This window comes from Curtobacterium phoenicis (assembly GCF_047238015.1).
Classification (GTDB): Bacteria; Actinomycetota; Actinomycetes; order Actinomycetales; family Microbacteriaceae; genus Curtobacterium.
Genome location: NZ_JBDFLZ010000002.1, coordinates 729,396 through 754,184 on the forward strand (window position 1 = coordinate 729,396; position 24,789 = coordinate 754,184).

Here is a 24,789-nt window from a genome sequence, read left to right on the forward strand (position 1 = left end):
CGGACACGTCTCGTGCCCGAGGGCACGGGACATGTCCGCCAGCCCGGGTCTCGGGGCGCGCAGCGAGCCTGCGCGCCCCGCTCTGCGTGCCGGGCCGCCGCTCGTCGGGGTCGCCGCTACCCGGCGGCACCCGCGGCGCGCCGCGCCTGCGCGACCGCTGCCCGCACGCCGAGCGGCCACCCCGGACCGTGCCCCGGCAGCACGTGCCGCGCCTCCGTGTCCACGAGCCGGTCGAGCGACGCGACCGCCTCGGGCACGTCCGCCGTCGCCGCCGGGGCCACCACCCGCGGTCCGATCCCACCCGTGTAGGGATCGAACGTCACGAGGGCGTCCCCGACGAGGACGGCGTCCCGGTCGGCGAAGTGCAGCGCCACGTGCCCGTCGGTGTGTCCCGGCGTCTCGATGATCCACGGTGACCCGGGCACGTCCGCACGGGACTCCAGCGGCTCCGTGTCGGAGACCCCCTGCACCGACAGGGCGCCGGCCAGGAGCATCCGTCCGAGGGGTGCCAGGCCGCCGGGGTGGAGCGCCACGAAGCCGAACCGGTTCGTCTGCGGGCGGTAGGAGTACGGGTGCGCGGCCAGCTCCCGGTCACCCGGGTGCACGTACACGGGCGTCCCCCACTCGCGGTGCATCCGGTCCGCCGTGCCCACGTGGTCGAAGTGTCCGTGGGTGAGCAGCAGCGCCTCGACCGCGGCCGGCGTGTAGCCGAGGTCCCGCACGGCGAGCTGCAGGTGCGGCCACACCGCCGGGAGGCCGGCGTCGACCACGAGCAAACGGTCGCCGGTCTCGACGAGGTAGGTGTTGGTGTGGGCGACCTCCAGCCGGTGGATGCCCTCGGCGACGTCTCGGAACAACATGCCCGGCACCGTAGACGCCCTGAACTGTGGGCCGTCGCGGATCGGCCCTGGTAGGCACGGTGCATGGCCAACGACAGCCTCCCCGAGCTCGAACTCGCGAACACCCGTGCCCGCGAGGGCATCACCGACACCGTGGCGGAGATCCGCCGCCGTGCGGACGTGCCCGCGCGCACCCGCCTGGCGATCGCGAAGACGAAGCAGCGCTGGCACCGTGACCCGACCCCGCTCGTGGCGATGGGCATCACCGCCGCGGCCGGTGTCGCCGCGATCGTCCTCGGAGCGCGGATCGGCCGCACCGATGCCGGCCACCTCGCCCGACCGCCGGCGCAGACCGCGTTCACCGCGCTCCTGCCGTTCGGCGCCCGCGGCGGCGACGGCCCTGGGGCCGCTGAACAGTCCCAGCCCGGACGGAAGGGCCGGAAGGCGCGGAAGAAGGCGGCGGAGGAAGCGCTCGAGCGCGACCCGATGCACCGCAACCGCGTGAAGCAGCGCGCGGGCATCGCCGCCGTGCAGCGTCGTGCGACCAAGAACCGCAAGCAGGCCGCAGCCCGTGCGAAGGCGGCCTCGAAGGCAGCCGCGAAAGCCGCAGGCAGGAGCTGATCATGGCCCGCGAACGACAGAAGCCCGACGCGGACGACCCGCGCAAGCCGGACGGACCCACCGACCTCACGAAGCCGACGGTGCTGTACACGCTGAAGAAGACCCTCCGTGAGTTCTCCAGCGACCAGTGCACCGACCTGGCCGCGAGCCTGACGTACTACACGGTGCTCGCCCTGTTCCCCGGCATCCTCGCCGTGGTCTCCATCCTCGGGCTGGTGTCCGACCCGACGAGGACCATCGACAACGTCCTGAAGGTCGTGACGAACATCGGCGGCGGCGACGTGGCGAAACTGCTCAAGAACCCGGTCGAGGGCCTCGTCCGCTCACCCGCCGCACCGGTCACGTTCATCGTCGGTCTGCTCGGCGCGCTCTGGTCGGCCTCCGGCTACGTCGGCGCCTTCGGCCGCGCGATGAACCGCATCTACAACGTCCGCGAGGGGCGGCCGATCTGGAAGCTGCGCCCGACGATGCTCGGCGTGACGCTCTTCACGGTCGTCCTGCTCGTCCTCGGCCTCGTCGTCCTCGTCAGCGGCCCGCTGGCGAAGAGCGTCGGCGACCTCATCGGGCTCGGTGACGCCGCCGCGACCGTGCTGCTCATCGTGCAGTGGCCGATCCTGCTCGTCATCGCCGTGATCGTGGTCGCGGTGCTCTACTACTGGGCGCCGAACGTCGAGCAGCCGAAGTTCCGCTGGGTGAGCGGCGGTTCGATCGTCGCGATCCTGATCTGGATCATCGCGAGCCTCGGCTTCGGGTTCTACGTCGGCAACTTCTCGAACTACAACGCCACGTACGGCTCGCTCGGTGGCGTCATCGTCTTCCTGCTCTGGATCTGGATCACGAACAACGCCCTGCTGTTCGGCGCGGAGTTCGACGCCGAGCTCGAGCGCGGCCGGGAACTGCAGGCCGGCATCCGTGCCGAGGAGGACATCCAGCTCCCGGAGCGCGACACCCGGCAGATCGAGAAGCAGGACGAGCAGCGTGCGAAGGACGTCCTCCAGGGCATCAAGATCCGGCAGGGCGCCGACCGCGACTGAGCGCCGCGAGCGGGACCGGCCCGCCGACCGCGACTGAGGACATTCCCGGCGAGCGCCGTTACGGTGCGCGCGTGCCGTCCTTCCTCGACGACCTGCCCTTCTGGCCGCTCGTCGCCACCCTGCTCGTGATCGTGTTCTGCCGTGCGCAGGCCACGTACTGGGTCGCGCGCCTGGCGGTCACCGGCGCGTCGCGCTCGCGCCTCGGTCGGTGGGTCGACAGCGTCGCCGTCCGCCGCGGCTCCGCGCTCCTCGACCGCTGGGGTCTGCCGGTCGTCGCCGTCAGCTTCCTCACGGTCGGTCTCCAGACGGTGATGAACGCGGCCGCCGGCCTCGCCCGTGTCCCGTGGTGGCGGTACACGGCCGTGATGCTCGTCGGCTGCGTGGCCTGGGCGTTCGTGTACGCCACCGTCGGGCTGGCCGTGTTCTGGGCGGTCCTCGCCGCGGTCGCGGGATCACCGTGGGGCGTCGTCGCGCTCGTCACGGTCGTCGCGGCGGTCGCCGTCGGGTGGGCGGTGGCCCGCCGCCGGCGCCGCGCGTCGGCGGCACCGCGCTGACGCGCCGGTCCGGCCCGGCCCCCGCTGCGTGGACGGGGTCCCGTCGGACAGTGGTTGCGGCGGCCCCGGCCTGGAGGCACGGTGCGGCCCCGTCGGACCGCATCCGTAGGCTGGTGCGCATGAACGACACCGAGCCTCCCGTCAGCCTCCCCACCGCCCTCGTGACGGGCGCGACCCGCGGGATCGGCCGGGCCATCGCCCGCGACCTCGGGCGGACGCACCACGTGTTCGTCGGTGGCAGGAGCGCCGAGGCGGTGGACGCCCTCGTCGCGGAGTTGCCGCACGCGTCGCCCTTCGTGGGCGACCTCGGCGCCGGTGACGCCCCCGCCCTGCCGGACCGGCTCGACGTCCTCGTGCACAACGCCGGGGTGGAGGAGGGCACCACCGTCGCCGAGACCGAGCGCGTGGTGTGGGAGCGGGTCTTCGCGACCAACCTCTTCGCGGTCGCCGAGCTCACGCGGCGGGCGCTGCCGGCCCTCCGCGCGGCCCGGGGCATCGTCGTGGCGGTCAACTCCGGCTCCGGCTTCCACTCCGGCCCCGGCGGCGGGGTCTACGCGGCGTCGAAGTTCGCCCTCCGCGCGTTCGCCGACGCCCTGCGCGAAGAGGAGCGGGCGAACGGTGTCCGGGTGTCGAGCGTGCACCCGGGCCGGACCGACTCGGACATGCAGCGTGCCCTCACCGAGAAGCTCGGCGAGGAGTACGACACCGCCTACTACCTCGCTCCGGAGGACGTCGCAGCCGCGGTCCGCACCGTGGTCGACCTGCCGGAGCGGGGCACGGTGGAGTCGCTCGCGATCCGCCCGACGAAGCGGCGCTGAGCGTCCCGCCGTGGCCGTGGCCGTGGCCCCGGTCACGACAGCTCGATCCTGGTCGTCAGGTCGAGTCGGTCGAGGAACGCCTCGTCGTGGCTGACCACCACGAGTGCACCCCGGTAGGACCGCAGCGCGTCGACGAGCTGGTCGACGCTCGTCAGGTCGAGGTCGTTCGTCGGTTCGTCGAGCACCAGCAACTGCGGCGGGGGGTCGGCGAGGACGAGTGCCGCGAGTGCGACGCGGAACCGCTCGCCGCCGGACAGGTCACCGGCTCGGCGACCCACGGCGTCCCCGCGGACGAGGAACCGGGCGAGCCGGTTCTTCACCTCGGCGTCGCTCGCGGTCGGGGCGTGCCGGCGGACGTTGTCGAACACGGTCGCGGCGTCGTCGAGCGTGTCCTTCCGCTGCGGCAGGTACCCGATGCGCTCGACGTGCGCGACGGCACGGGTGTGCGGCAGCGGGTGGTCCCGGGCGTCCGGCACCCCGACGAGCTGTTCGAGCAGCGTCGTCTTGCCGACCCCGTTGTCACCCGTGACCGCGATCCGCTCCGGGCCCTGCACGACGGTGTCCCGGCCCCGGACGGTCACCGTGGCGATCATCCGGGAGGTCGGCACCTCCGGGTCGGGCAGCGCGACCGTGATCGACTCGTCCACGCGGAGGCGTGACTCGGCCTCGTGCTTGGCGGTCAGCGCGGCCGTCTCGTCGTCGGCGTACCCGGCCCGGAGGCGTCCGGCGGTCTGCTCGGCGTGCTTCCGTCGTTCGTCGGCCCACCCCTTCGGCATGTTCTCGGCGGACTTCCGCCCGGCGCGGGCCCGTCGTGCGATCTTCGTCTCGGCCTCGATGCGCTGCCGCTTCTCGGTCCGGTGTCGTTGTTCGGCGACGCGGACCTCGCGCAGGGCGGCGGCCTGCTGGACGGCGACGTGTTCCTCGTACGCGTGGAAGGTCCCCCCGAACACCGTCAGCGCCCCGGACCGCAGCTCGCACGTCTCGTCGACGTGCTCCAACAGCTCTCGGTCGTGGCTGACCAGCACGAGGGTCCCCGACCAGCCGTCGACCATGTCGAGCAGGACACTCCGTGCCCGCCGGTCGAGGTTGTTCGTCGGCTCGTCGAGGAACACGATCGGCGCCCGACGCATCCGGATACCCGCGACGGCGACGAGCACGGCCTGCCCACCGGACAGGGTCGCGACGGGACGGTCGAGGTCGGAGCCGTCGAGGCCGAGCCCGATGCCGGACAGGGCGGCGGTGGCCTGCTCCTCGACGTCCCAGTCGTCGCCGATCACGTCGAAGTGCTCCGGGGACGCGTCGCCTCCGAGGACCGCACGGAGTGCCGTGACCGTCTGCCGGATGCCGAGGAGGTCGGTCACGGTGTCGTCGGGCCGAGCGGTGAGGCGCTGCGGCAGCAGGTCGACGGGACCGGTCGTCGTGACCGATCCCGAGGTGGGGTGGAGCTGCCCCGTGACCAGCCGGACGAGGGTGGACTTGCCGGCCCCGTTCCTCCCGACCAGGCCGGTGCGGCCGCGGCCGAAGGCGGCGGTGCAGTGGTCGAGCGCGACGGTGCCGTCGGGCCAGGTGAAACTGATGTCGTTCAGGACGACGGACGGACTGCTGGGCATGCGGGTGCCTCCCCGGTTGTCGGTGCTGGGCGCACGACACCGGAGCCACCACCGTGCGGCCAGCACGAGCGGTGGAGCGCCCGACGGCGGGCGCGATCACGGTGTCAGCGCGTGGGCTGAGCGGAACCGGTGATCGACAGCAACTCGTCTGCTTCCGTCGGGGACCCCCGTGGCCGTCACCCGTGGCGGCGGCCGGTCGTCCCGCACCGCGACCCCGTGGTGACGACGGGGTGGACCACCACGGTACGCCCGGCCGCGCGCGGCACGCAAGGGGTCCTGCCGCTCGGCGTGACAGGCTGGGGGCATGCCGGAGAACCTGCTGCCGAACCCCGCCACCCCCGAGACCCTGCTGCCCGAGGAGCCGGAGGTGACATCGGCGCTCGCCGCGGACACCCCGGTCGCTTCGGTGGTGGTGTCGCACCCATCGTCGAGCCTGGCGTGGGCGCTCCTCGCCGACGAGGCGTGGGAACGCGGCGCGACGCTCGAGTCCTACGCCTACGCCCGGGTCGGGTACCACCGCGGCCTCGACGCACTGCGGAAGGCGGGGTGGCGTGGAGCCGGGCCGGTGCCGTGGTCGCACGAGCCGAACCGCGGGGTCCTCCGCGCACTGTTCGCGCTGCGGCGCGCGGCGGAGGCGATCGGAGAGGACGGCGAGCCCGAGCGGCTGACGGCGTTCCTCGAGCAGAGCGACCCGGAGGCGCTGCGCGCGCTCGGTGCGTAACTCGCGTCGCGGCGGGGCAGCGAGTGCGCCCAGCGCCGAATCGCACCGCGCCGCGCCGTACCGCGCCCTGGTGCGAAGCGCCGGCGCACAACCAAAGTCACCCCGAACCACGCGGAAACGCGGTTCGGGGTGACTTCGGTTGTGCGAATGCGAACGCGAACGCGAACGCCGCGCGCACCCGCGCCCTACGCCAGCACCACGCTCCACGACGCTGCGTGCGGCCACAGCTGGTGCTCCGGCAGCACGTCGAGCCCGCACGCGCGCGACCCCAGCCCGTGCTGCGCCGCGTCGAGGTACAGGTACGCGTGGTCCGGCGTGGGCAGCTCGTACGGGTGCCCGGCGCGCGCGACCTGCTGCGCGGTCCACGGCGTGAGCGTGAAGCCCGCGCGGGTCGCCCCGACCGTCGACACGGTGAGGTCGCCGACGGTCAGCGCGCGCAGCCCCGGACGGTGCCCGGACTCCTGCGGCCGTGAGTACTCGACCGTCAGCGAGCGCACCGGCGCGGTGAAGCGTCCGACCCGAGCAGCGTGCGAGGAGTCCGGGTAGGACTCCTCCGGACCGGTCCCGAACCACGTCGCGGTCTCGTCGAGGAACGACACCGGCAGGTCGAACCGCACGCCGAGCCGCGGCCACGTCACGTCCCACGCCCCGAACGGCACGGCATCCGTCTGCAGCTGCAGGCCTGCGTCGGTCAGGGTCCAGCGGTGCGTGACGTCGACGCCCCACCCGCTGTTCGCCGCCGCGACGCGGACACGCTGCTCCAGGCCAGACGGCGTGCGCGACACCGACACGAGCCGGTGCGTCAGCCGGTCGAGCCCCCGCTCGACCCACTTCACCGCCGAAGCCGGCGCGTTCGGGTCCCCGACCCCGCCGGTGAGCACCGGGTCCGCGGTCTCGTAGCCGCCCTGCGATGCGAGGCGGTCGTTGTCGGTGGGTGCACGCCACAGCTCGAGCCGGGGCCCCGCGACCTCGTGGCCCTTGAAGGCGACCAGGTCGCCGCGGGCGGTGAACGTCCCGTCACCGAGTCGGTCGCCGTCCCACCCCTGCCGGGAGGCCCGTGGCGCGTCCGCCGGTCGGCTCGCGACGAGCCGCTGGGTGCGTGCGACGACGTGGCCGGTGTCCGCCCACGCCGTCGGCCCGGCGAGTTCCGCGGTCACGTCGAACCACAGCTCGTCACCGGGCGCGAGCGTGCCCTGGTCCGCCGCGGCCCGGAGCACCTCGTCCGGTACCGGCACGGTGGCCGACGCCCGTGCGGCGATGACGCCCGGCGCGAGCCGATCGGCGGCCTCGACGACGCCGTTGCGCGAGAGCGTCCAGCAGAAGCGCAGTCCCGCGGTGGAGGCCGAGTGGTACCGGTTCTCGACCAGGAGGGTGGTCTCCGACGACGACATCCGGATCGGTGCGACCACGGCCGCGAACTCCGCCAGCCCCGGGGTCGGGGTGTCGTCGGGCAGCACGAGGCCGTCCATCACGAAGTTGCCGTCGTGCACGACCTCGCCGAAGTCGCCGCCGTACCCGTAGTACGGCGTGCCGTCGGCGGTGTGGGTGAGGAGTCCGTGGTCTCGCCACTCCCACACGAACCCGCCGTGCAGCCGCGGGTACCTGTCGACGAGGGCCTCGTACTCGGCGATCTGCCCCGGGCCGTTGCCCATCGCGTGCACGTACTCGCAGTGGATGAACGGCTTCGACCGCTGCCGCGCGGCCTCGGCGGGCCCGCACTCCAGCAGGGGCGTCGGAGTGCCGCCGCCGATCGACTCGGTCTCCTGCAGCGTCGGGTACATCCGGGAGTACACGTCCGTGTACTCGCCCGTGTAGTCGCCCTCGTAGTGCACCGGGCGTTCGTCGTCGCGGTCGTGCACCCACTGTGACATCGCCGCGAGGTTCCGACCGGTGCCGGACTCGTTGCCCAGGGACCACATCACGATCGACGGGTGGTTCTTGTCCCGCTCGACGGTCCGCGCGATCCGGTCGAGGTACGCGTCGCGCCAGGCCGGGTCGTCCGACGGGTTGCCGACCCACCCGGTGAAGATGAACCCGTGCGTCTCGAGGTCGCACTCCAGGATCACCCAGAACCCGAGCTCGTCCGCGAGGTCGAGCACCCGCGGGTGCGGCGGGTAGTGCGAGGTGCGGATCGCGTTGACGTTGTTCCGCTTCATGAGCGCCATGTCGGCGCGGGCGTGCTCCTCGTCGAAGACCCGACCGCGGACGGGGTGGGTCTCGTGCCGGTTCACGCCGTGGAACACCACGCGCTCGCCGTTCACGAGGAACCGGTCGCCCTCGATCCGCACCGACCGGAAGCCGAGGCGCAGCGAGACCGTCTCGCCGCCCGCGCGTCCGCCGGCAGCGGTACCGGTCGACAGCGTCGCGTCGTGGAGCCGCGGCTGCTCGGCGCTCCACGGCTCGACGCCCTCGACGATGATCGGTGCGACGTCGGACGCAGCTGCCCACGTCACGTCGACGCCGAGCGACGGAACGGAGAACCGCACCGGGAAGACGGCGTCGAGCGTCGGCACGGTGATCGTCCCCGTGCCGGTCGACGGCCGCCCCGACGCAGCGGTGCCGGCGGTGGCGGCGGACCCGAGCACGGGCTCCCAGCCGGCGCGCACGAACACGTCGTCGATCGCCGCGGTGGGACGCGCGAGCAGCGTGACGTCGCGGAAGATGCCGGGCAGCCACCACTGGTCCTGGTCCTCGAGGTACGAGGCCCCCGACCACTGGTGCACGCGCACGAGCAGCTCGTTCGGCCCCGGACGCAGCAGCGAGGTGACGTCGAACTCGGTGACGAGCCGGGAGCCGGTGCTCCACCCCACGAGCGACCCGTTCAGCCAGACCCGGAAGTGCGACTCCACGCCGTCGAACCGGAGCACGACCCGAGCAGCCGCGTCGAACGAGTCCGGCAGCGAGAACTCACGGCGGTGGTCACCGGTGGGGTTCTCCTCCGGCGGGTGCGGCGGGTCGATCGGGAACGGGTACTGCAGGTTGGTGTAGCTCGGTGCTCCGTGTCCGTGCAGGACCCAGTGCGACGGCACCGGGAGCGTTCCCCAGTCGTCGTCGGACCCGGGGAGCGGGACGTCGGCGACGGGGGACCAGCGGAAGTCCCAGTCGCCGTTCAGCGACAGCGTCGGGGCGTCCGTGTGTAACCAGGCACGGGGGGCCAGTCGCGTGTCGGATCCGGGAGTGGTGGACGCCAGGGCGGCGAGTGGGGTCGGTTCTGCAGCGACGGTCAACCCTTGACCGATCCTTCCGTGAGGCCCCCGCGCCAGAAGCGCTGCAGGACGATGATCGCGATGACCAGCGGGATGACCGAGACGAGCACGCCGCCGGTGGTGAGCTGGTAGAACTCTGGCAGACGATCGACCTGCGCGCGCCAGTTGTTGAGGCCGAGGGTGATCGGGTACAGCTTCTGGTCCGCCAACATGATGAGCGGGAGGAAGAAGTTGTTCCAGATGCCGACGACCTGGAACAGGAACACCGTCACGAGCGCCGGGGTCATCTGCCGCAGCACGATGGCGTGGAAGATCCGCAGCTCACCGGCGCCGTCGATGCGCGCCTGCTCGAGCAACGCCGTGTCGACCGACGCTGCCGCGTAGACCCGGCAGAGGAACAGCCCGAACGGTGACACGAGGCTCGGGATGAGCACGCTCCAGTACGTGTCGGTGAGGCCGAGCGTCGAGAACAGCAGGAACAGCGGCAGCGCGGTCGCGGTCCCGGGGACGAGCACGCCGCCGAGGATCGTGCCGAACACGAGCTGCCGGCCGCGGAACTCGTACTTCGCGAGCGCGTACCCACCGGCGGCGGCGAAGTAGGTCGCGAGCACGGCGCCGACCCCCGAGTACAGGATGCTGTTCGCGATCCACCGGACGAAGATGCCGCCGTCGTACGAGAACACCTGCGCGATGTTGCTGAACAGGGCGAACTCGCCGCCGAACCAGAACCCGTTCGTCGCGAACAGCGCGCCGGTGGTCTTCGTGGCCGCGATGACCACCCAGTACAGCGGCACCAGGAAGTAGATCGCGACGATGACGAGGATGCCCGTCACGACGATCTGGGACTTCCCGGACCGGTCGAGTTTGCGGCGCTGGTGCGCCGTGATGGCGGTCGTGTCGACGGGCTCGGCGGCCCGCTTGGTCACCGGTGCCTGGACGGCTTCGCTGGTCATCGGTTCTCCCCCTCAGCCTGGAGGCGCGGTGCGGCCCCGGTGGTCGTGCTGCGGTCCGCGACGCCGGTGGCGGGTCGCGACCCACCGTCGGCGGTGACACGCGTCTGGAGCGCACGCCGTGCCTCCAGGCCGTCGCGCTTCGCGCGCTTCCGCTGGTCCCGCTCGCTCTTCGGCGGCCGGTTCGTGAGCGCGAGGAACGCGAACGACAGGATGAACGCGGCCAGCGCGATGATCACGGCCTGGGCCGACGCGACGCCGTACTCGTTGAACGCGAAGGCGTTCGTGTAGGCCGCGTAGTTGGGCGTGTACTCCGTGTCGATCGCGGGTGCGACCGTGGACAGGATCTGCGGCTCCGCGAAGAGCTGCAGGGTGCCGATGATCGAGAACACCGTCGTGAGCACGAGTGCCGGCGCGATGAGCGGGATCTGGATCCGCCATGCGACCTGGAACGCGTTCGCGCCGTCCATCTTCGCGGCCTCGTAGACCTCGCCGGGGATGGACTTCAGCTGGGCCACGATGATGAGCATGTTGTAGCCGGTGTACGTCCAGGTGACGATGTTCGCGATCGACCACAGGACGCTGTTCGCGCCGAGGAAGTCCGGCTGCAACCCGATCGACTGCAGCAGCGCCACGATCGGGGAGAGCCCGGGCACGTAGAGGAACGACCACAGGATCGTCGCGATGACGCCGGGCACGCCGTACGGCATGAAGTACACGGCCCGGAAGAACGCGGGCCAGCGAGCGCTCGCCGACTCGAGGAGCAGCGCCAGGATCGTGCAGAGGACGATCATCACGGGCACCTGCACGATGCCGAACAGCAGCATGCGGCCGATCGAGGCGACGAAGCCGGAGTCCTGCAGTGCGATGGCGTAGTTGTCGAACCCGGCGAACCGGCCGACGACACCGTCCTCGCCGAACAGGCCCTTGCGGTCGACGGTGGTGAAGCTCTGGAACAGTGCGCTGATGATCGGGATGATGAACGTCAGCACGAACAGTGCGAGGAAGGGTCCGAGCAGGATCCACGGCGCTCGCTTCTGGGCGGCCGTGGCCTTCGTGCTGGTGCGGAAGCCGGCGCGCGGCTGCGAGGCGGCCGTCGCGCGGTCCTGGGTGGCGGTCATCGTGCGGTCCTCACGCTCAGGCCCTTGTCCTTGAAGGACTGGACGATCTCCCGTTGGGCGAGCTCGACCGCGTCGGTGAGCTTCAGACCGCCGGTCAGCTTGCGGCGGAACTGGTTCTGCAAGCTCGTGAACGCGGACTGCGTGACCGGCGACCACGACCAGTCGACGTTCTGCTCCTGCGCTGCGGGGACGAAGACCTCTTCGTTGTAGTTCTGCCCGGAGAACCACTTCGACGGCTTCTCACGCGCTGCCCCGATGTAGTCCTTCGCGGGCGACCAGCCGATGCCGCAGTACTTGATCATCGCGTCGATGCCCTCCTCCGAGGTCGTCATCCACGTGATGAACTCGAGCGCCTCGGCCGGGTGCTTCGCGTTCGCGAGGACCGCTGCCGTCGAGCCGCCGATGGCGCTCGAGCCGAAGCCGGTGTCGCCCCACGTCTGCATGGGCGCGACCTTCCACTTGCCCTCGCCGCCCTGCACCGACTGGATGAGTGCGTCACCCCAGCTCGCGCTCGTGACGGCCGCGATCTTGCCGCTGGCCGCCGCGGCGTACCAGCCGGGGGAGTACGCACCGGCGCTCGTGTCGACCAACTTGTCGTCGATGACCCCGTCGAAGAACTCGGCGACCATCATCGTCTTGTCGTCGGTCATGTCGACGACCCACTCGTCGCCGTCGATCCGGAACCACCGCGCCCCGGCCTGCTGTGCGTACGCGGCGAAGGGCGATGCGTCGGCGACGGGGAACACCTCGAGGTAGTTGCCGTTGCCCGTCCCCCGCACCTTGTCGGCGAGGTCGCGCCAATCGTCCCAGGTCTTCGGGGGTTCCCCGCCGGCCTGCTCGAGGATCGCGGTCTGGTAGTAGAAGCCCATCGGGCCGGTGTCCTGCGGGATGCCGTAGATGCCGTCCACGAACGACACCTGCGCCCACGCGGCCTCGTCGTACTTCGACTCGAAGTCCTTCGCGCCGTACCTGGCGAGGTCCGTCAGGCCGTTCGCGAGCATGAACTCGGGGATCTGCCGGAGCTCGACCTGCCCGATGTCCGGGCCGCCGCCCGCCGCGAGCGCGGAGTACATCTTCTGGTACCCGCCGCTGTTGCCGCCGGGGATCCAGTTCGCCGTGACCTGGATGTGGGGGTGCTTCGCGTTCCACACGTCGCAGACCTTCTGGAGGTCCTTGAGCCACGCCCAGTAGGTGAGCTGGACGGTCTCGCCGCCCGACGCGGCGGGGATGAGCGCCGCCTTGTTGACGTTCGTGGAGCCCGGCACCGCGCAGCCGGCGAGGAGTCCCGCCGCCGCCGTCCCCAGGCCGAAGCCCAGGAGTTGTCGTCTGGTGATCGGGCTCCGCCTGGCTGATGGCGTCATTGCACGGCTCCGGTTCGTCGTCGATCGGGGTCCCGCCCAGCCAATCACAAAACCGAGCGTTGCTGTACTTTCGCGCAGGTCGCTGGACGTTCCCTGGCGGATGTGGACGCGTCCGGTCCGAGGGGTGGATGGTGGGCCCACGCGGACGCAGGGGACCGTGAGAGGGTCCGACGAACCCGTCCGCCGTCGGGGCGGTCCTGCTCCGGCACGCTGAGCGGAAGGAGCTGCCATGACGTCGACCAACGCGACGAGCGAACTGCACGAGATCCTGGGACAGCGGCTGGAGGACGGGGGCACGTGGGCCTGGGCCTACGCGGACGTCTCCGGCAACGTGGAGGACCCGAGGCGGCAGGCGGCGCTCAAGCTCCGCGCGGTCGAGGAGTCCCTTCGCGCGCAGGGTGCCACCGACGCCGTCGTGGACGCGATCGCCGCCGAGTTCGAGCAGGAAGTCGGCGTCCCCTCGCCCGTCACCCGCTACGTGCTCGTCCACGAGGGGTCGGTCGTCCTGAGCGAAGTGCTCCCCGGACACCTGCACGGCGCCGAGTCCATCGGTGTCGGTGCCGTCCCCGACCTCGTCCCGCTCGTCGCCCACCGCCCGGTCGACCTGCCGTTCCTCGTCGTGCACGCGGGCAAGGAGGGTGGGGCGTTCCGGACGTACCGCCTCGGCCACGCACCCGTGGCCCCGGACGAGCAGCAGGTCGAGGGTCGCAACGACACCCTGCACTACGCGAAGGCCGGCACCGGGTGGAAGCAGCCGCACTGGCAGCAGCACACCGAGGAGATCTGGAAGCAGAACCAGTCCGAGCTCGCGTCCGCCCTCGACGCCGCGGTGCGTGAGCGCCGACCGGGGCTCGTCGTGATCGCGGGCGACGTCACCGCCCGCGAGCTGCTCGTGAAGTCGCTGTCCGCGGAGACGAAGACCCTCGTGTCGGTGTTCCCCGGCGACCCCCGGGCGGACACCGCGTCGAAGCAGGCGTTCGTCGAGCACGTGGAGGTGGCGCTCGCCCGCGTCGTCGCCACTCGCCGACACGACCTCGAGGACCTCCTCCGCACCCACGTCGGGCGCGGCGACAACCAGGCCGTGACCGGGCTCGGCTCGGTGGTCGAGGCGCTGCAGCAGGCACAGAGCTCGGTGGTCGCGCTCGACGCCGTGGCGATCGGCGACCGGACCCTCCTCGCCCTCGGTGCGGCGCCGTGGGTCGCGACCGCGCCGGAGCAGGCGGGCGGCGTCCCGGTGATCGGACCCGTGCCGGCGGTGTGCGCGCTCGTGCGGGCGGCGGTCCTCACCGACGCGGAGCTCGTGCTCGTGAACGCGGCATCGCTACCGGGCGGCGCCGCGGCCGCCGCGCTGCTGCGCTGGCCGGTCGGACCGGCCGTCCCCGCGTGATGACGTGACCCCGGATCGGACGGGAGGCCCGTGGCGACCCCGCCACGGGCCTCCCGTCCGTCACCTGCGCGCGCAGCCCCCTCGCGCGTCGCCTGCTGAGGTTCCGGAATGTCGGCATCTCGTGCGCCCCCGCCGCCGTCCTCGGAACCTCGGCGATGTGCGCGCGGCGAGTCGTGGAACCCCAGCGCCACGCGTCCGGGCGCGCCGATGGCCACCACCCGGCCGAGCGCCCGGGCATCTCGGCCTCAGTCGCGCGACCGGTCCGCACGCGGCACGAGCGGCAGCGCCAGCAGCGGCAGCACTGCCACGATCGAGAACGACGCCGCGAACCCGAGCCCCGCGACGAGCGCTCCGACTCCGGGACCGACGGCGCTCGCCGCGATGAACTGGCCCGTGTTCTGCGCCCCGAGCGCACGGCCGGACCAGAACGGCCCCGCCGCCTCGGCCACCGATGTGTACGCCAGGCCGTTGTCGGCGACCGTGACGCTCGTCGCCACCACGAGGAACACCGCACCCGCCACCAGGTGCGTCACGTCCACGAGTGCCAGCACGCCCATCACCACCGCGGCGCTCACAGCGACGATCCGCAGCGGTCCGACCCGGGAACCGACCCGGTCGCTCCACGCCCCGACCGCGATGCGCCCGAGCGCCCCGACGAACTGCGCAGCCCCGACGAGGAGTCCGGCGGCGCCCGTCGACCACCCGAGCCCGACGAGCCACACCAGCCCGTACGTGGACAGCGTGAACTGCGGGACGACGAGCAGCACCGACACCGCGTGGACCCGCCAGAGGAAGCCACCGGTGCGGTAGGGGTTCGCCACGTGCTCCGGCGGCGCTCCATCGCGGGACGCACGGGGCGGGTTGACGATGCCGATCGCGCAGAGGACCGCGAGCACGCCGCACAGCAGGACCGGCAGCACGAGCGACGCGCGGATGCCTGTGCCCTCGGCGAGCTGCGGGACCGTCACCGCTGCGAGGGTGACGCCGAGCGGCTGCGACATCTGCCGGATCCCCATCGCGAGCCCGCGACGCTCCTTCGGGAACCACCCGACGACCACACGACCGCTCGCCGCGTTCGTCGACGCGCTCGTCATGCCCGCGGCCAGGAACGCGATCCCGAGCAGCACGGTGTCCCCGGCCGTGACCCACGCTGCCGCCACCGCCAGCGTCGTCAGGACGAGCCCGCCCGCGATGACGATCCGCTCACCGAACCGGTCCGTGACGGCTCCCCAGGCGATCAGGGTGAGCACCATGCCGAACGTGGGCGCCGCGGCGAGGACTCCTGCCGCCGGCAGCGGCGTCCCGTGCGCGTGCAGGTACGGGATGAGGAGCGCGGGAGCGGAGACGACGAGCGTGCCGGCTGCCTGAGCCGCAACCCCGAGTGCGAGCATCGTCCACGCCCGGCGGGTCGTCGTCGGGCGTGAGGTGATGGTCGTCGTCACGATGGTTCCGTTCGGGCACTGGTTGGTATACCAAAACGGTATACCATGCCTGCTAGGCTTCCCGACCGTGGCTGGAACGACAGACGTGGTGACCGCGGACGACGCGCCGGTCTCGCAGACCGCGCAGCTCTACGACAACCTCCGAGCGGCGATCCTGACCCTCGACATCGCCCCGGGCGAGCGCATCTCCGAGCGCGGCCTGGAGGCGCGCTTCCACGCCTCGCGGACCCCTGTCCGGGCCGCACTGTCCCGGCTCGAGCGTGAAGGGCTCATCCTGCACGAGGGGCGCTCGTGGACGGTCACCCCGATCGACCTCGACGAGATCGCCTCACTCGCGGAGCTCCGTGGCGTCCTCGAACCGGCGGCCGCACGGCTCGCGGTCGCTCGTGCCTCCGCCGAGCAGCTCGACGAGGTCCGGGCGCACCTCGACGACCTCCGTGCGGCCCCCGACCAGCGCTCCGGCATCCGGATGGGCTCGACGTTCCACCTCGACCTCGCCGCGCTCGGCGGCAACCGGTTCATCACCGACGCCGTCGCCGACGCGCTCACCCGGCTGGAGCGGACGCGGTGGATCGAGGTGCGCACGCCCGAGGCCCGCGACGCTGCCTGGGAGGAGCACAGCGCGATCCTCGAGGCCGTCCGTGCCGGAGACGCCGACCGGGCCGCGGACCTGCTCGCAGCGCACGTCGCCGGCACCAACGACCGGCTCCTCGCGTTCATCGCGCAGGAACGACGTCGACTCCGCGGGGCGGGCATGGCGATCGTCGGGCCGACCGAGCGCTGAGGGCCCGACCGGGCGCTGAGGGTCCGACCGGGCGCTGAGGGTCCGACCGGGCGCTGAGGGCCCGACCGGGCGTTGACGGTCCGACCGGGCGCTGAGGGCCCGACCGGGCGTTGACGGTCCGACCGGGCGCTGAGGTCCCACCTCGCGCCGGCAGCCCGACCTCGCGCCGCAGCCCGACCTCGCGCCGGCAGCCCGACCTCGCGCCGCAGCCCGACCTCGCGCCGGCAGCCCGACCTCGCGCCGGCAGCCCGATCGAGCGCTGCCGGCACGACGGTCGCGTCAGAGCGTCGGTTCCTCGCTCCCGTCGGCCTCGCCGAAGATCCAGGCGTTCTGGTTGCCCTGACTGTGGTCGAGCAGACCGCTCTTCACCTCGTCGAGGGCGATGGACTCCGTGATGACGTCACGGCTCTGTCCGCGGGTGTTCTTCGACATCGTGGGCTCCTGTGTGTGTGGGCATCGGATCGGTGGCGCAGGCCCCTGCCTGCGGATGCGCTTCCTCACGGGACGTACTGAGGTCGCTCAAGTGTGACCCGGTCTGTCCAACCTGCGCAAGAGTGCGAGCAGCCCTGTGGACAGACCGGTCGCGCGGGCGTGCCTAGGATGGTCCGGCCGCACCGGGCGCGGCACCACCAGCGCGACGGCGGACGGGAGGCACGGCATGGCTGGACAGCGCACCGCACCTCCCACGGTCTACGACGTGGCGTCCGCTGCCGGCGTCTCCATCGCCACCGTGTCGCGCGTGCTGCGCACGCCCGACGCCGTCCGCGAGGGCACCCGCGACCGCGTGCAGGCGGCCATCCGGACACTCGGCTACGTGCCCTCCGGCAACGCGAGGGCGCTCGCCGGCAAACGCACCGGCGTGGTCGGACTCCTGCTCCCGGGCTTCGACGTCGTACCCGACGAACGGCCGGACCTCGTCACTGACGGCGGTGTCCGCGTGGTCGACGACCGCCGGCACCTCACGCAGCCGTTCTCGTCCAACCTCTACTTCGACGAGGTGCTCCGCGGTGCGGAGCTCGAGGCGTGGCAGCGTGGTCTCGCGCTCATGGTCGCGGCCGGTCGTGGGCCGTCGCGGGACGTCATCGTGAACGACGTCGCCGGCCGGGTGGACGGCCTCGCGGTGCTCGCGCAGACCGTGCCGGACGAGCTGCTCGAACACGTCGCCCGCCGCATCCCCGTGGTCGTGCTCGCGGACGATCGGCGCTCGCACGGCTTCGACTCGGTGAGCGTGGACAACGCCGCGGGCATGCGGACGGTCGTGTCGCACGTGGTCGGTCGGCTCGGTATCCGCTCGATCGCGTACGTCGCCGGGCCGATCGACTCGCCGGACGACCTGGAGCGCTCGGCGGGCTTCCGCGCGGCGCTCGTCGAGCACGGGGTCGACCCGGCGGCCGTGCCCGTCGTGCACGGCGACTTCGGCCGCAGCCGTGCACGGGACCTCGCGTCGGCGCTCTTCGCGGGTGACGTCCCCCGCGCGGTCGTCTGCTCGAACGACCAGTCGGCGCTCGGAGTGCTCGACGCCGCTGCGGCACGCGGTATCCGGGTGCCGGAGGACGTCGTCGTCACCGGCTTCGACGGCATCGACGCGGGACGCTTCTCGCAGCCTCGTCTCACGACCGTGCACCAGCCGATGGGTGAACTCGGCCGCGCCGCCGTCCGGGCGATCGTCGAACGGCTCGTCCACCCCGACGGACCGCCGCGTGCCGTGCGCCTGCCGGTCGAGGTGCTCCTCCGTGAGAGCTGCCCGCCCGCCCTCGACACCTGACCGCGTCCCGCCCCGCGACGGCACGGTGCGAGCCCGTGCTCCACGCACCCCACTCTCTCCAGCGTGCGAGGTTCCGCGCGCAGTGCTGGGCTCGAGTCCTCGAACGCTGCGCGAAAGCCCGCACCGTCCGACCTCGCACCACGTCACACCCCGACGAACAACCCAGCCGCTTGCGCGTCGAGATGTAAGCGCATACATTGGTCCGGTACAAATCGACACGGAGGTCGACCGAGCAATGACGCTTCCCCCACAGCGCATGCGCGAAGCAGCGGGCACCCCCTCGCCCGCCCCGCGCCCGGGCCGCGGCACGCGCGCCGCCCGCCCCCGCCGCCGCGGCCGGCTCCTCGCCGCCCTGGCCGGCATCGCCGTCGTGGCCCTCGCGGCCAGCGGCTGCAGCATCCAGGTCCGCTCCCAGCCGGACCCGAGCATCGGCAAGGACACGATGCTCATCAACGCCGACCACGGCAACCCGCTGTTCGACCGCAACTTCAACCCGTACATCTCGAACGCCCGCACCGCGAGCAAGTGGATGTACGAGCCGCTGATCGAGATCAACCCGCTCGACGGCAAGGGCACGCCGTGGCTCGCGAGCAGCTGGACCCAGCCGGACGCCCGCACGATCGACATGACGATCAGGAAGGGCGTCGAGTGGTCGAACGGCGACCCGTTCAGCGCGAAGGACGTCGTCTTCACGTTCGACCTGCTCAAGAAGTTCCCCGCGATGGACATCAAGGGCGCCTGGCAGCACATCGACCGCATCGAGCAGGACGGCGACCACGTCGTCTTCCACCTCAAGAGCGACGATGTGCCGAGCCTCAACATCATCGGCGCGACCTACATCCTCGGCGAGCAGCACTGGGGGAAGGTCACGGACCCGACCACGTGGCGCGACCCGAACCCCGTCGGCACCGGCCCGTTCGTGCTCGGGAACTACACCGACCAGCAGTACTCGATGGACAAGAACCCGCGGTACTGGCAGGCCGACAAGATCGCGATCAAGCACCTCATCCTCCCGGCGACGAACACGCAGCTCGACACCGTCACCCGCGGCTACGACTGGGCCTACTCGTTCATCTCGGACGTCAAGGGCACCTGGGGTGCGGCCTCGAAGACCAACACCTGGTGGTTCCCGGCCGGCGGGGTGATCGGTCTCGTCCCGAACCTCACGAAGGCGCCGTACAACGACGTCAACGTCCGCAAGGGCATCTCGTACGCGCTCGACCGGAAGGAGATCGCCGAGACCGCGACCGAGGGCAACCTGACGGCCGCGGGCCAGACGGGCCTCATCCTGCCCAACCAGGAGCAGTACCTCGACCCGTCGATCCCGGACGAGGGCATGATCACGCAGGACGTGAAGCGGTCCCTGCAGGAGTTCGCGAAGTCCGGGTACACGCAGCAGGGCGGCAAACTCGTGAAGGACGGCAAGCAGCTGACCATCACGATCATGACCGCGAACGGCTACTCCGACTGGCTCCGTGCGGCCCAACAGGCGCAGCGCGACCTCACCGCGATCGGCATCAAGGTGTCCCTCCAGGCGCCGCAGCCCGCCGGCTACCAGGCGAACCTCAACAACGGCAAGTTCGACCTGGCGATGGGCGGCATGGGCAACGGCGACGTCTACCAGGCCTTCAACTCACTGCTGTCGAGCGACTTCTACCAGCCCGTCGGCAAGTCGACGGTGAACAACTACGAGCGCTACAGGAACGCCGACACGCAGGCGCTGCTCGACGAGTACAAGGCGACGACGGACGAGTCCCGGCAGCGAACGATCCTGCACCAGCTGCAGAACATCGTGTACGACGACGTCCCGGTCATCGGCATGTACTACGGCGGTCTCTGGGGCCTGTTCAACACGAACAAGTTCGTCGGGTGGCCGAGCGCGGAGGACCCCTACATGGCACCGCAGAACTACGACTCGGCACCGCTGCTGATCTTCTCGAAGCTGCGGCTCCGCGACAGTGCCGCAGGCCGCCAGATCCTCGAGGAACAGGAGGAGGCGAAGTGAAGTACCTCCTCCAGAAACTCGTCCTCTTCGTCCTGACCCTCTGGGCCGCGGTCACGCTGAACTTCGTGCTCCCGCGCCTCATGCCGGGCAGCCCGACCGATGCCGCGCTCGCCAAGCTCAGCCAGAACGGCCCCGTCACCGACGCCACGAAGAAGGCGATCGAGGCGCAGCTCGGCGTCCCGAGCGGCAACCTCTGGGACCAGTACGTCAGCTACCTGCACCAGGTCGTCACCCTCGACTTCGGCACGAGCTACACGTTCTACCCGCAGCCCGTCGGTGACCTCGTGGCACAGGCGCTGCCGTACACGCTGGTCCTCGTCGGTCTCGTCACGATCATCGCGTTCGTGCTCGGCACCCTGATCGGCGTCGGAGCGGCGTGGAAGCGCGGCACCTGGCTCGACTCGCTCCCGACCCTGTCCGGCAGCTTCATGTCGACGTTCCCGTACTTCTGGACGGCGCTGCTGCTGCTGTTCTTCCTCGGCTACGTCCTGCACTGGTTCCCGACCACCGGCGCCTACTCCGCAACGACGACGCCGGGCTTCAGCGGGCAGTTCATCGGCGACGCCCTGCAGCACGCGATGCTCCCCGCAATCACGATCCTGGTGACGAGCCTCGGTGGCTGGATCATCGGCATGCGCAACGCGATGATCAACACGCTCGGCGACGACTACGTCACCTTCGCGGAGGCGAACGGCCTCCGCGGCCGCACGGTCGCCGTCCGGTACGCCGCGCGGAACGCGATCCTGCCGAACCTCACCGGCTTCGGCCTGGCGCTCGGCGGTGTGGTCGGCGGCTCGGTGCTGGTCGAGCAGGTGTTCGGCTACCCGGGCATCGGCTACCTGCTGTTCAACGCCGTGATCGGGCAGGACTACCCGCTCATGCAGGCCCTCTTCCTGATGATCACCGTGTCGGTGCTCATCGCCAACTTCATCGTGGACGTCCTCTACGGCGTCCTGGACCCGAGGACGCGCCGATGACCGACAACGCGACCGTCGCAGTACGCACGCAGCAAGAACAGCAAGCCCCGTCCAGGTGGCTCGCCGCCGCCCGCCAGTTCGGCGTCGTGTGGAGCAACACCAAGGCCCGGATCGGCATCGTCATCCTCGGCGTGTTCGTCGTCGTGGCGATCGCCGCCCCGCTCCTCGCCCCCTACGGCGCCAGTCAGAACGGCTTCGCCCGCAGCGCCGACGCCACCTGGGCGCACTGGATGGGCACGACCGCCGCGGGCGAGGACGTCCTCTCCCAACTGATCTACGGCGCCAGGGTCTCCGTGCTCGTCGGCGCGGTCGCGGGCTTCCTCTCCACCCTCGTCGCGGTCGCGATCGGCCTGAGCTGGGGCTACATCCGCGGTTGGGTCGCCGAGGTCATCGGGTTCATCGTGAACCTCTTCCTCGTCATCCCGGGTCTCCCGCTCATGATCGTCATCGCGGCGTACCTGCAGAACGGCGGCATCGCGGTCATCATCGCCGTGATCGTCGTGACGGGCTGGGCCTGGGGTGCTCGCGTCCTCCGCAGCCAGACGCAGTCGCTCCGCAGCCGTGACTTCGTGACGGCCGCGCAGTTCTCCGGCGACGGCGGCACCCGCATCGTCTTCCGCGAGATCCTGCCGAACATGACGAGCCTCATCGTCGGCTCGTTCTTCGGAGCGGCGACGAGCGCGATCCTCGCCGAGGCCGGCCTCGAGTTCCTCGGGCTCGGCGACTCGTCGATCGTCAGCTGGGGCACGATCCTCTACTGGGCGCAGAACTCGAACGCCCTGCTCACCGGCCAGTGGATCCTGCTGTTCGCCCCTGGTCTCTGCATCGCCCTGCTGGCGATGAGCCTGACCCTGATCAACTTCGGCGTCGACGCCGTGTCCAACCCGCGGCTCCGCGAGGGCGCGCGCCGCAAGCGCAAGGAGGCAGCAGCATGAGCGGCCAGCCCACCACCGGACTGGAGGCGCGGGACGGCGCCGCCACGCGCCTCCCGTCCGACGCCACGAGCGTCACGCAGGACATCCTGCTGGACGTCCGCGACCTGTCGGTCGTCTACGAGTCCGCCGGTCAGGAGGCCGTGCAGGCCGTCGACCACGTCTCCTTCCAGCTGCGGAAGGGCGAGTTCGTCGGCCTCGTGGGGGAGTCCGGGTCCGGCAAGTCGACCCTCGGGTACGCGCTGACGCGGCTGCAGAAGCCGCCGGCGCGGACCAACGGCGGCAACATCTTCTTCGCCGGGTCCGACATCCGCGATCTCGACGACGAGGCGCTCCGCCAGCAGCGCCAGGGCGGGTTCGCGATGGTGCTGCAGTCGGGCATGAACGCGCTCAACCCGGTGCGGACGATCCGCAACCACTTCATCGACGTCTTCCGGGCCCACGGGCACGTGCCGCGCGAACGGTGGGACGCCCGGATGCGGGAGCTCGTCGAGAAGGTGAAGCTCCCCGCCACCATGCTCGCCCGCTACCCCGGGGAGCTCTCCGGCGGCATGCGGCAGCGCGTGTCGATCGCCCTCGCGCTGTCACTCGAACCGCAGCTCATGGTGTTCGACGAGCCGACCACGGCGCTCGACGTCCTCGTGCAGCACGCGGTGATGGACACGATCATCGAGCTCCAGCAGTCCGAGGGCTTCACGGCGATCCTCATCAGCCACGACCTCGGCATCGTCCTCGAGGCCACCGAGCGTGTCCTCGTCATGCACGAGGGGCGCATCGTCGAGGACGGCGGCTCGAAGGAGATCCTCCGCGACCCGCAGGACGACTACACGAAGATGCTGCTGTCGCACTACGCCGACCCGCGAGCGGAGGTCGTGTCGCTGCCGGGGTTCCCGGACCGGTCGCAGCGCACCGCGACCCGGCAGGAGACCACGTCGTCGTTCAGCACTGTCGGGTCGCGGGAGCGGTCCGCTGCTCGGAACCCGATCGTCGTCGACCACCTCGTGAAGACGTACCCGGCACCCCGACGCGGCGAGCAGCCCGTCCAGGCCGTCCGTGACGTCTCGTTCACCCTCGAACCCGGGCAGTCGCTCGCCCTCGTCGGCCAGTCCGGCTCGGGCAAGTCGACGATCGCGAAGATGCTCACCGGGGTCGAGAAGCCCACGACGGGCTCCGTCCGCTTCGGCGACGTCGACGTGGCGAAGCTCGGCAGGCGTGGCCTGAAGGACCTCCGCTCCCAAGTGCAGATGGTGTTCCAGGACCCGTACGCGGCGCTCAACCCGCTGCACACGGTCGAGTACATCCTGTCGCGGCCGATCGCGAACTACACGGGACTCCGCGGGCGGGACGCCCGACGCCGGATGCTCGAACTCCTCGAGACCGTGGGGCTCACCCCCGTGGAGCAGTTCGCGCAGAAGCTCCCGCACCAGCTCTCCGGCGGGCAGCGGCAGCGCGTCGTGATCGCCCGAGCACTCGCGAGCGACCCGCAGGTGATCATCGCCGACGAGCCGGTCTCGATGCTCGACGTCACGCTCCGCGCCGGGGTGCTCGCACTCCTCGAAGACCTGCGGGAGCAGTGGGGCGTCTCGTTGCTCTACATCACGCACGACCTGCTGAGTGCCCGGCTCATCACGGACGACATCATGGTGCTGCACGACGGCGCCGTGGTGGAACGGGGTCGCACGGCCGAGGTGCTGCAGGACCCGCAGGACCCGTACACGGTGGCGCTGCTCGACGCGGTGCCGAACCCTCGGAGGGCACTCCTCACATGACCACGCTTCACGACTTCCCGTCCGTCCCCGCCTTCGGCCACCTCCCCACCCCGGACGGTGTCGACGTCGTCGGCATCGACCTCCCCGTCGGACGCCTCACGGCCTACCGCGTCGTGCCGTCCGGGCCGTCGAAGGGCGTGGTGCTGATCGTCCCCGGGTACACCGGGTCGAAGGAGGACTGGCGCACGTTCATGCCGCTGCTCCGGGAGGCCGGCTGGACCGCCGTCGCGATCACCCGCCGCGGCCAGGCCGACTCGGCACGGGCAACCGGACCGGAGGGCTACACGCTCGACGAGGAAGCAGCCGACGTCGTCCGCGTCGCCGGCCTGCTCGACGACGGCGCGCCCGTGCACCTCATCGGCCACTCGCTCGGCGGTGTGATCGTCCGCGAGGCGGCCATCGCCTCGCCGTCGTCCTTCCGGCACGTCGTGCAGTTCTGCTCCGGACCGCACGGCTGGCCCTACCGCAAGGTCGCCGAGCTGACGATCCTGCACGACACCGGCGGGAACCTCCGTCAGCTGTTCGACTCGACGAACCCGCTCTGGGCGTACCGCCCCGACGACGAGCTCCCCGACGACCCGCGCTTCGTCCGCGACCGCTTCGACGCGCACGACCCCGCGAGCGTCGTCGCCGGCGGGCACATCCTCGAGGACCACACCGACTCGTCCGCCGAACTCCGCGCCACCGGCCTCCCGGTGCTCGTCACCCACGGCGAGTGGGACGGTGCCTGGCCCATCCCGTGGCAGCGGCAGATGGCGGAGGACACCGGTGCCTCCTACGAGGTGATCCCGGCGAGCTACCACGGCCCGCAGGTCGATAACCCGGCGGCGACGCTCGAGACCTTCGACCGATTCCTGACCGCACACTGACACGAGCACGCACTGAAAGGCACC

At 71.4% G+C, this 24,789-nt stretch carries 20 protein-coding genes and 1 pseudogene; 13 read left to right on the forward strand and 8 right to left on the reverse strand.

What is annotated here, in order from left to right; all coding sequences use genetic code 11:
• Positions 1-116 precede the first annotated feature (116 nt).
• A complete protein-coding gene (locus ABC270_RS03765; protein ID WP_412879573.1) occupies positions 117-860 on the reverse strand; it encodes an MBL fold metallo-hydrolase in 744 nt (247 codons plus the stop codon).
• 63 nt (positions 861-923) lie between these two features.
• On the opposite strand from ABC270_RS03765, the gene ABC270_RS03770 reads away from it, so the two are divergent.
• From ABC270_RS03770 to ABC270_RS03785, 4 genes are all read left to right on the forward strand, one after another.
• Positions 924-1,460, forward strand: coding sequence for a hypothetical protein (locus ABC270_RS03770; RefSeq protein WP_412879574.1), 537 nt, complete (start codon positions 924-926; stop codon positions 1,458-1,460).
• Between the two features lie 2 nt (positions 1,461-1,462).
• A complete protein-coding gene (locus ABC270_RS03775) occupies positions 1,463-2,494 on the forward strand; it encodes a YihY/virulence factor BrkB family protein (protein WP_412879575.1) in 1,032 nt (343 codons plus the stop codon).
• Between the two features lie 71 nt (positions 2,495-2,565).
• On the forward strand, positions 2,566-3,048 hold the full coding sequence (locus ABC270_RS03780) for a DedA family protein (protein ID WP_412879576.1): 483 nt from the start codon (positions 2,566-2,568) through the stop codon (positions 3,046-3,048).
• A gap of 119 nt (positions 3,049-3,167) precedes the next feature.
• Positions 3,168-3,866, forward strand: coding sequence for an SDR family oxidoreductase (locus ABC270_RS03785; RefSeq protein WP_412879577.1), 699 nt, complete (start codon positions 3,168-3,170; stop codon positions 3,864-3,866).
• Positions 3,867-3,898: 32 nt separating this feature from the next.
• Here ABC270_RS03785 and ABC270_RS03790 read toward each other — a convergent pair whose 3' ends face one another.
• Entirely contained in the window at positions 3,899-5,476 is a 1,578-nt protein-coding gene (locus ABC270_RS03790; protein ID WP_412879578.1) for an ABC-F family ATP-binding cassette domain-containing protein, read from the reverse strand.
• Between the two features lie 304 nt (positions 5,477-5,780).
• Between ABC270_RS03790 and ABC270_RS03795 the strand changes: the two genes are divergently transcribed.
• On the forward strand, positions 5,781-6,197 hold the full coding sequence (locus tag ABC270_RS03795) for a DUF3151 domain-containing protein (protein ID WP_412879579.1): 417 nt from the start codon (positions 5,781-5,783) through the stop codon (positions 6,195-6,197).
• 185 nt (positions 6,198-6,382) lie between these two features.
• On the opposite strand, the gene ABC270_RS03800 is transcribed toward ABC270_RS03795, so the two are convergent.
• The 4 genes and pseudogenes from ABC270_RS03800 to ABC270_RS03815 all read right to left on the reverse strand — a co-directional run bounded on the left by ABC270_RS03800 (position 6,383) and on the right by ABC270_RS03815 (position 12,835).
• Positions 6,383-9,424 carry a glycoside hydrolase family 2 TIM barrel-domain containing protein gene (locus ABC270_RS03800; protein WP_412879580.1) on the reverse strand — a complete coding sequence of 1,014 codons (3,042 nt, stop codon included), beginning with the start codon at positions 9,422-9,424 and terminating at the stop codon, positions 6,383-6,385.
• The gene (locus ABC270_RS03805) at positions 9,421-10,356 is read right to left on the reverse strand and encodes a carbohydrate ABC transporter permease (protein WP_412879581.1); all 936 of its coding nucleotides are present in this window, start codon (positions 10,354-10,356) and stop codon (positions 9,421-9,423) included. Before ABC270_RS03805 ends, ABC270_RS03800 begins: the two co-directional genes overlap by 4 nt.
• A gap of 176 nt (positions 10,357-10,532) precedes the next feature.
• A pseudogene (locus ABC270_RS03810) lies at positions 10,533-11,474 on the reverse strand (carbohydrate ABC transporter permease); the annotation flags it as partial.
• The gene (locus ABC270_RS03815; RefSeq protein ID WP_412879582.1) at positions 11,471-12,835 is read right to left on the reverse strand and encodes an extracellular solute-binding protein; all 1,365 of its coding nucleotides are present in this window, start codon (positions 12,833-12,835) and stop codon (positions 11,471-11,473) included. The pseudogene ABC270_RS03810 and the gene ABC270_RS03815, both read right to left, overlap by 4 nt.
• A gap of 229 nt (positions 12,836-13,064) precedes the next feature.
• Between ABC270_RS03815 and ABC270_RS03820 the strand changes: the two genes are divergently transcribed.
• Entirely contained in the window at positions 13,065-14,222 is a 1,158-nt protein-coding gene (locus ABC270_RS03820; protein ID WP_412879583.1) for a baeRF2 domain-containing protein, read from the forward strand.
• A gap of 245 nt (positions 14,223-14,467) precedes the next feature.
• On the opposite strand, the gene ABC270_RS03825 is transcribed toward ABC270_RS03820, so the two are convergent.
• The gene (locus tag ABC270_RS03825; RefSeq protein WP_412882029.1) at positions 14,468-15,613 is read right to left on the reverse strand and encodes an MFS transporter; all 1,146 of its coding nucleotides are present in this window, start codon (positions 15,611-15,613) and stop codon (positions 14,468-14,470) included.
• Between the two features lie 118 nt (positions 15,614-15,731).
• Here ABC270_RS03825 and ABC270_RS03830 point away from each other — a divergent pair, with 118 nt between their 5' ends.
• On the forward strand, positions 15,732-16,448 hold the full coding sequence (locus ABC270_RS03830; RefSeq protein ID WP_412879584.1) for a GntR family transcriptional regulator: 717 nt from the start codon (positions 15,732-15,734) through the stop codon (positions 16,446-16,448).
• Positions 16,449-16,727: 279 nt separating this feature from the next.
• On the opposite strand, the gene ABC270_RS03835 is transcribed toward ABC270_RS03830, so the two are convergent.
• Positions 16,728-16,880: a hypothetical protein gene (locus ABC270_RS03835; RefSeq protein WP_412879585.1), complete on the reverse strand. Its 153-nt coding sequence runs from the start codon at positions 16,878-16,880 to the stop codon at positions 16,728-16,730.
• 226 nt (positions 16,881-17,106) lie between these two features.
• Here ABC270_RS03835 and ABC270_RS03840 point away from each other — a divergent pair, with 226 nt between their 5' ends.
• The 6 genes from ABC270_RS03840 to ABC270_RS03865 all read left to right on the forward strand — a co-directional run bounded on the left by ABC270_RS03840 (position 17,107) and on the right by ABC270_RS03865 (position 24,765).
• The gene (locus ABC270_RS03840; protein WP_412879586.1) at positions 17,107-18,213 is read left to right on the forward strand and encodes a LacI family DNA-binding transcriptional regulator; all 1,107 of its coding nucleotides are present in this window, start codon (positions 17,107-17,109) and stop codon (positions 18,211-18,213) included.
• Between the two features lie 235 nt (positions 18,214-18,448).
• Positions 18,449-20,218 carry an ABC transporter substrate-binding protein gene (locus ABC270_RS03845; protein ID WP_412879587.1) on the forward strand — a complete coding sequence of 590 codons (1,770 nt, stop codon included), beginning with the start codon at positions 18,449-18,451 and terminating at the stop codon, positions 20,216-20,218.
• The gene (locus ABC270_RS03850) at positions 20,215-21,195 is read left to right on the forward strand and encodes an ABC transporter permease (RefSeq protein ID WP_290132920.1); all 981 of its coding nucleotides are present in this window, start codon (positions 20,215-20,217) and stop codon (positions 21,193-21,195) included. Before ABC270_RS03845 ends, ABC270_RS03850 begins: the two co-directional genes overlap by 4 nt.
• Entirely contained in the window at positions 21,192-22,130 is a 939-nt protein-coding gene (locus ABC270_RS03855) for an ABC transporter permease (protein ID WP_412879588.1), read from the forward strand. The genes ABC270_RS03850 and ABC270_RS03855 overlap by 4 nt, the downstream gene beginning before the upstream one ends.
• The gene (locus ABC270_RS03860) at positions 22,127-23,896 is read left to right on the forward strand and encodes an ABC transporter ATP-binding protein (protein WP_412879589.1); all 1,770 of its coding nucleotides are present in this window, start codon (positions 22,127-22,129) and stop codon (positions 23,894-23,896) included. Before ABC270_RS03855 ends, ABC270_RS03860 begins: the two co-directional genes overlap by 4 nt.
• Positions 23,893-24,765: an alpha/beta fold hydrolase gene (locus ABC270_RS03865; RefSeq protein WP_412879590.1), complete on the forward strand. Its 873-nt coding sequence runs from the start codon at positions 23,893-23,895 to the stop codon at positions 24,763-24,765. The genes ABC270_RS03860 and ABC270_RS03865 overlap by 4 nt, the downstream gene beginning before the upstream one ends.
• Positions 24,766-24,789: the final 24 nt, after the last annotated feature.

Coding starts and splice junctions, on each gene's coding strand:
- ABC270_RS03825 (WP_412882029.1), bottom strand. CDS start 15,613: ATGCTCGCACTCGGGGTTGCGGCTCAGGCAGCCGGCACGCTCGTCGTC.
- ABC270_RS03790 (WP_412879578.1), bottom strand. CDS start 5,476: ATGCCCAGCAGTCCGTCCGTCGTCCTGAACGACATCAGTTTCACCTGG.
- ABC270_RS03815 (WP_412879582.1), bottom strand. CDS start 12,835: ATGACGCCATCAGCCAGGCGGAGCCCGATCACCAGACGACAACTCCTG.
- ABC270_RS03845 (WP_412879587.1), top strand. CDS start 18,449: ATGACGCTTCCCCCACAGCGCATGCGCGAAGCAGCGGGCACCCCCTCG.
- ABC270_RS03765 (WP_412879573.1), bottom strand. CDS start 860: ATGTTGTTCCGAGACGTCGCCGAGGGCATCCACCGGCTGGAGGTCGCC.
- ABC270_RS03785 (WP_412879577.1), top strand. CDS start 3,168: ATGAACGACACCGAGCCTCCCGTCAGCCTCCCCACCGCCCTCGTGACG.
- ABC270_RS03770 (WP_412879574.1), top strand. CDS start 924: ATGGCCAACGACAGCCTCCCCGAGCTCGAACTCGCGAACACCCGTGCC.
- ABC270_RS03820 (WP_412879583.1), top strand. CDS start 13,065: ATGACGTCGACCAACGCGACGAGCGAACTGCACGAGATCCTGGGACAG.
- ABC270_RS03775 (WP_412879575.1), top strand. CDS start 1,463: ATGGCCCGCGAACGACAGAAGCCCGACGCGGACGACCCGCGCAAGCCG.
- ABC270_RS03835 (WP_412879585.1), bottom strand. CDS start 16,880: ATGTCGAAGAACACCCGCGGACAGAGCCGTGACGTCATCACGGAGTCC.
- ABC270_RS03805 (WP_412879581.1), bottom strand. CDS start 10,356: ATGACCAGCGAAGCCGTCCAGGCACCGGTGACCAAGCGGGCCGCCGAG.
- ABC270_RS03865 (WP_412879590.1), top strand. CDS start 23,893: ATGACCACGCTTCACGACTTCCCGTCCGTCCCCGCCTTCGGCCACCTC.
- ABC270_RS03855 (WP_412879588.1), top strand. CDS start 21,192: ATGACCGACAACGCGACCGTCGCAGTACGCACGCAGCAAGAACAGCAA.
- ABC270_RS03860 (WP_412879589.1), top strand. CDS start 22,127: ATGAGCGGCCAGCCCACCACCGGACTGGAGGCGCGGGACGGCGCCGCC.
- ABC270_RS03840 (WP_412879586.1), top strand. CDS start 17,107: ATGGCTGGACAGCGCACCGCACCTCCCACGGTCTACGACGTGGCGTCC.
- ABC270_RS03795 (WP_412879579.1), top strand. CDS start 5,781: ATGCCGGAGAACCTGCTGCCGAACCCCGCCACCCCCGAGACCCTGCTG.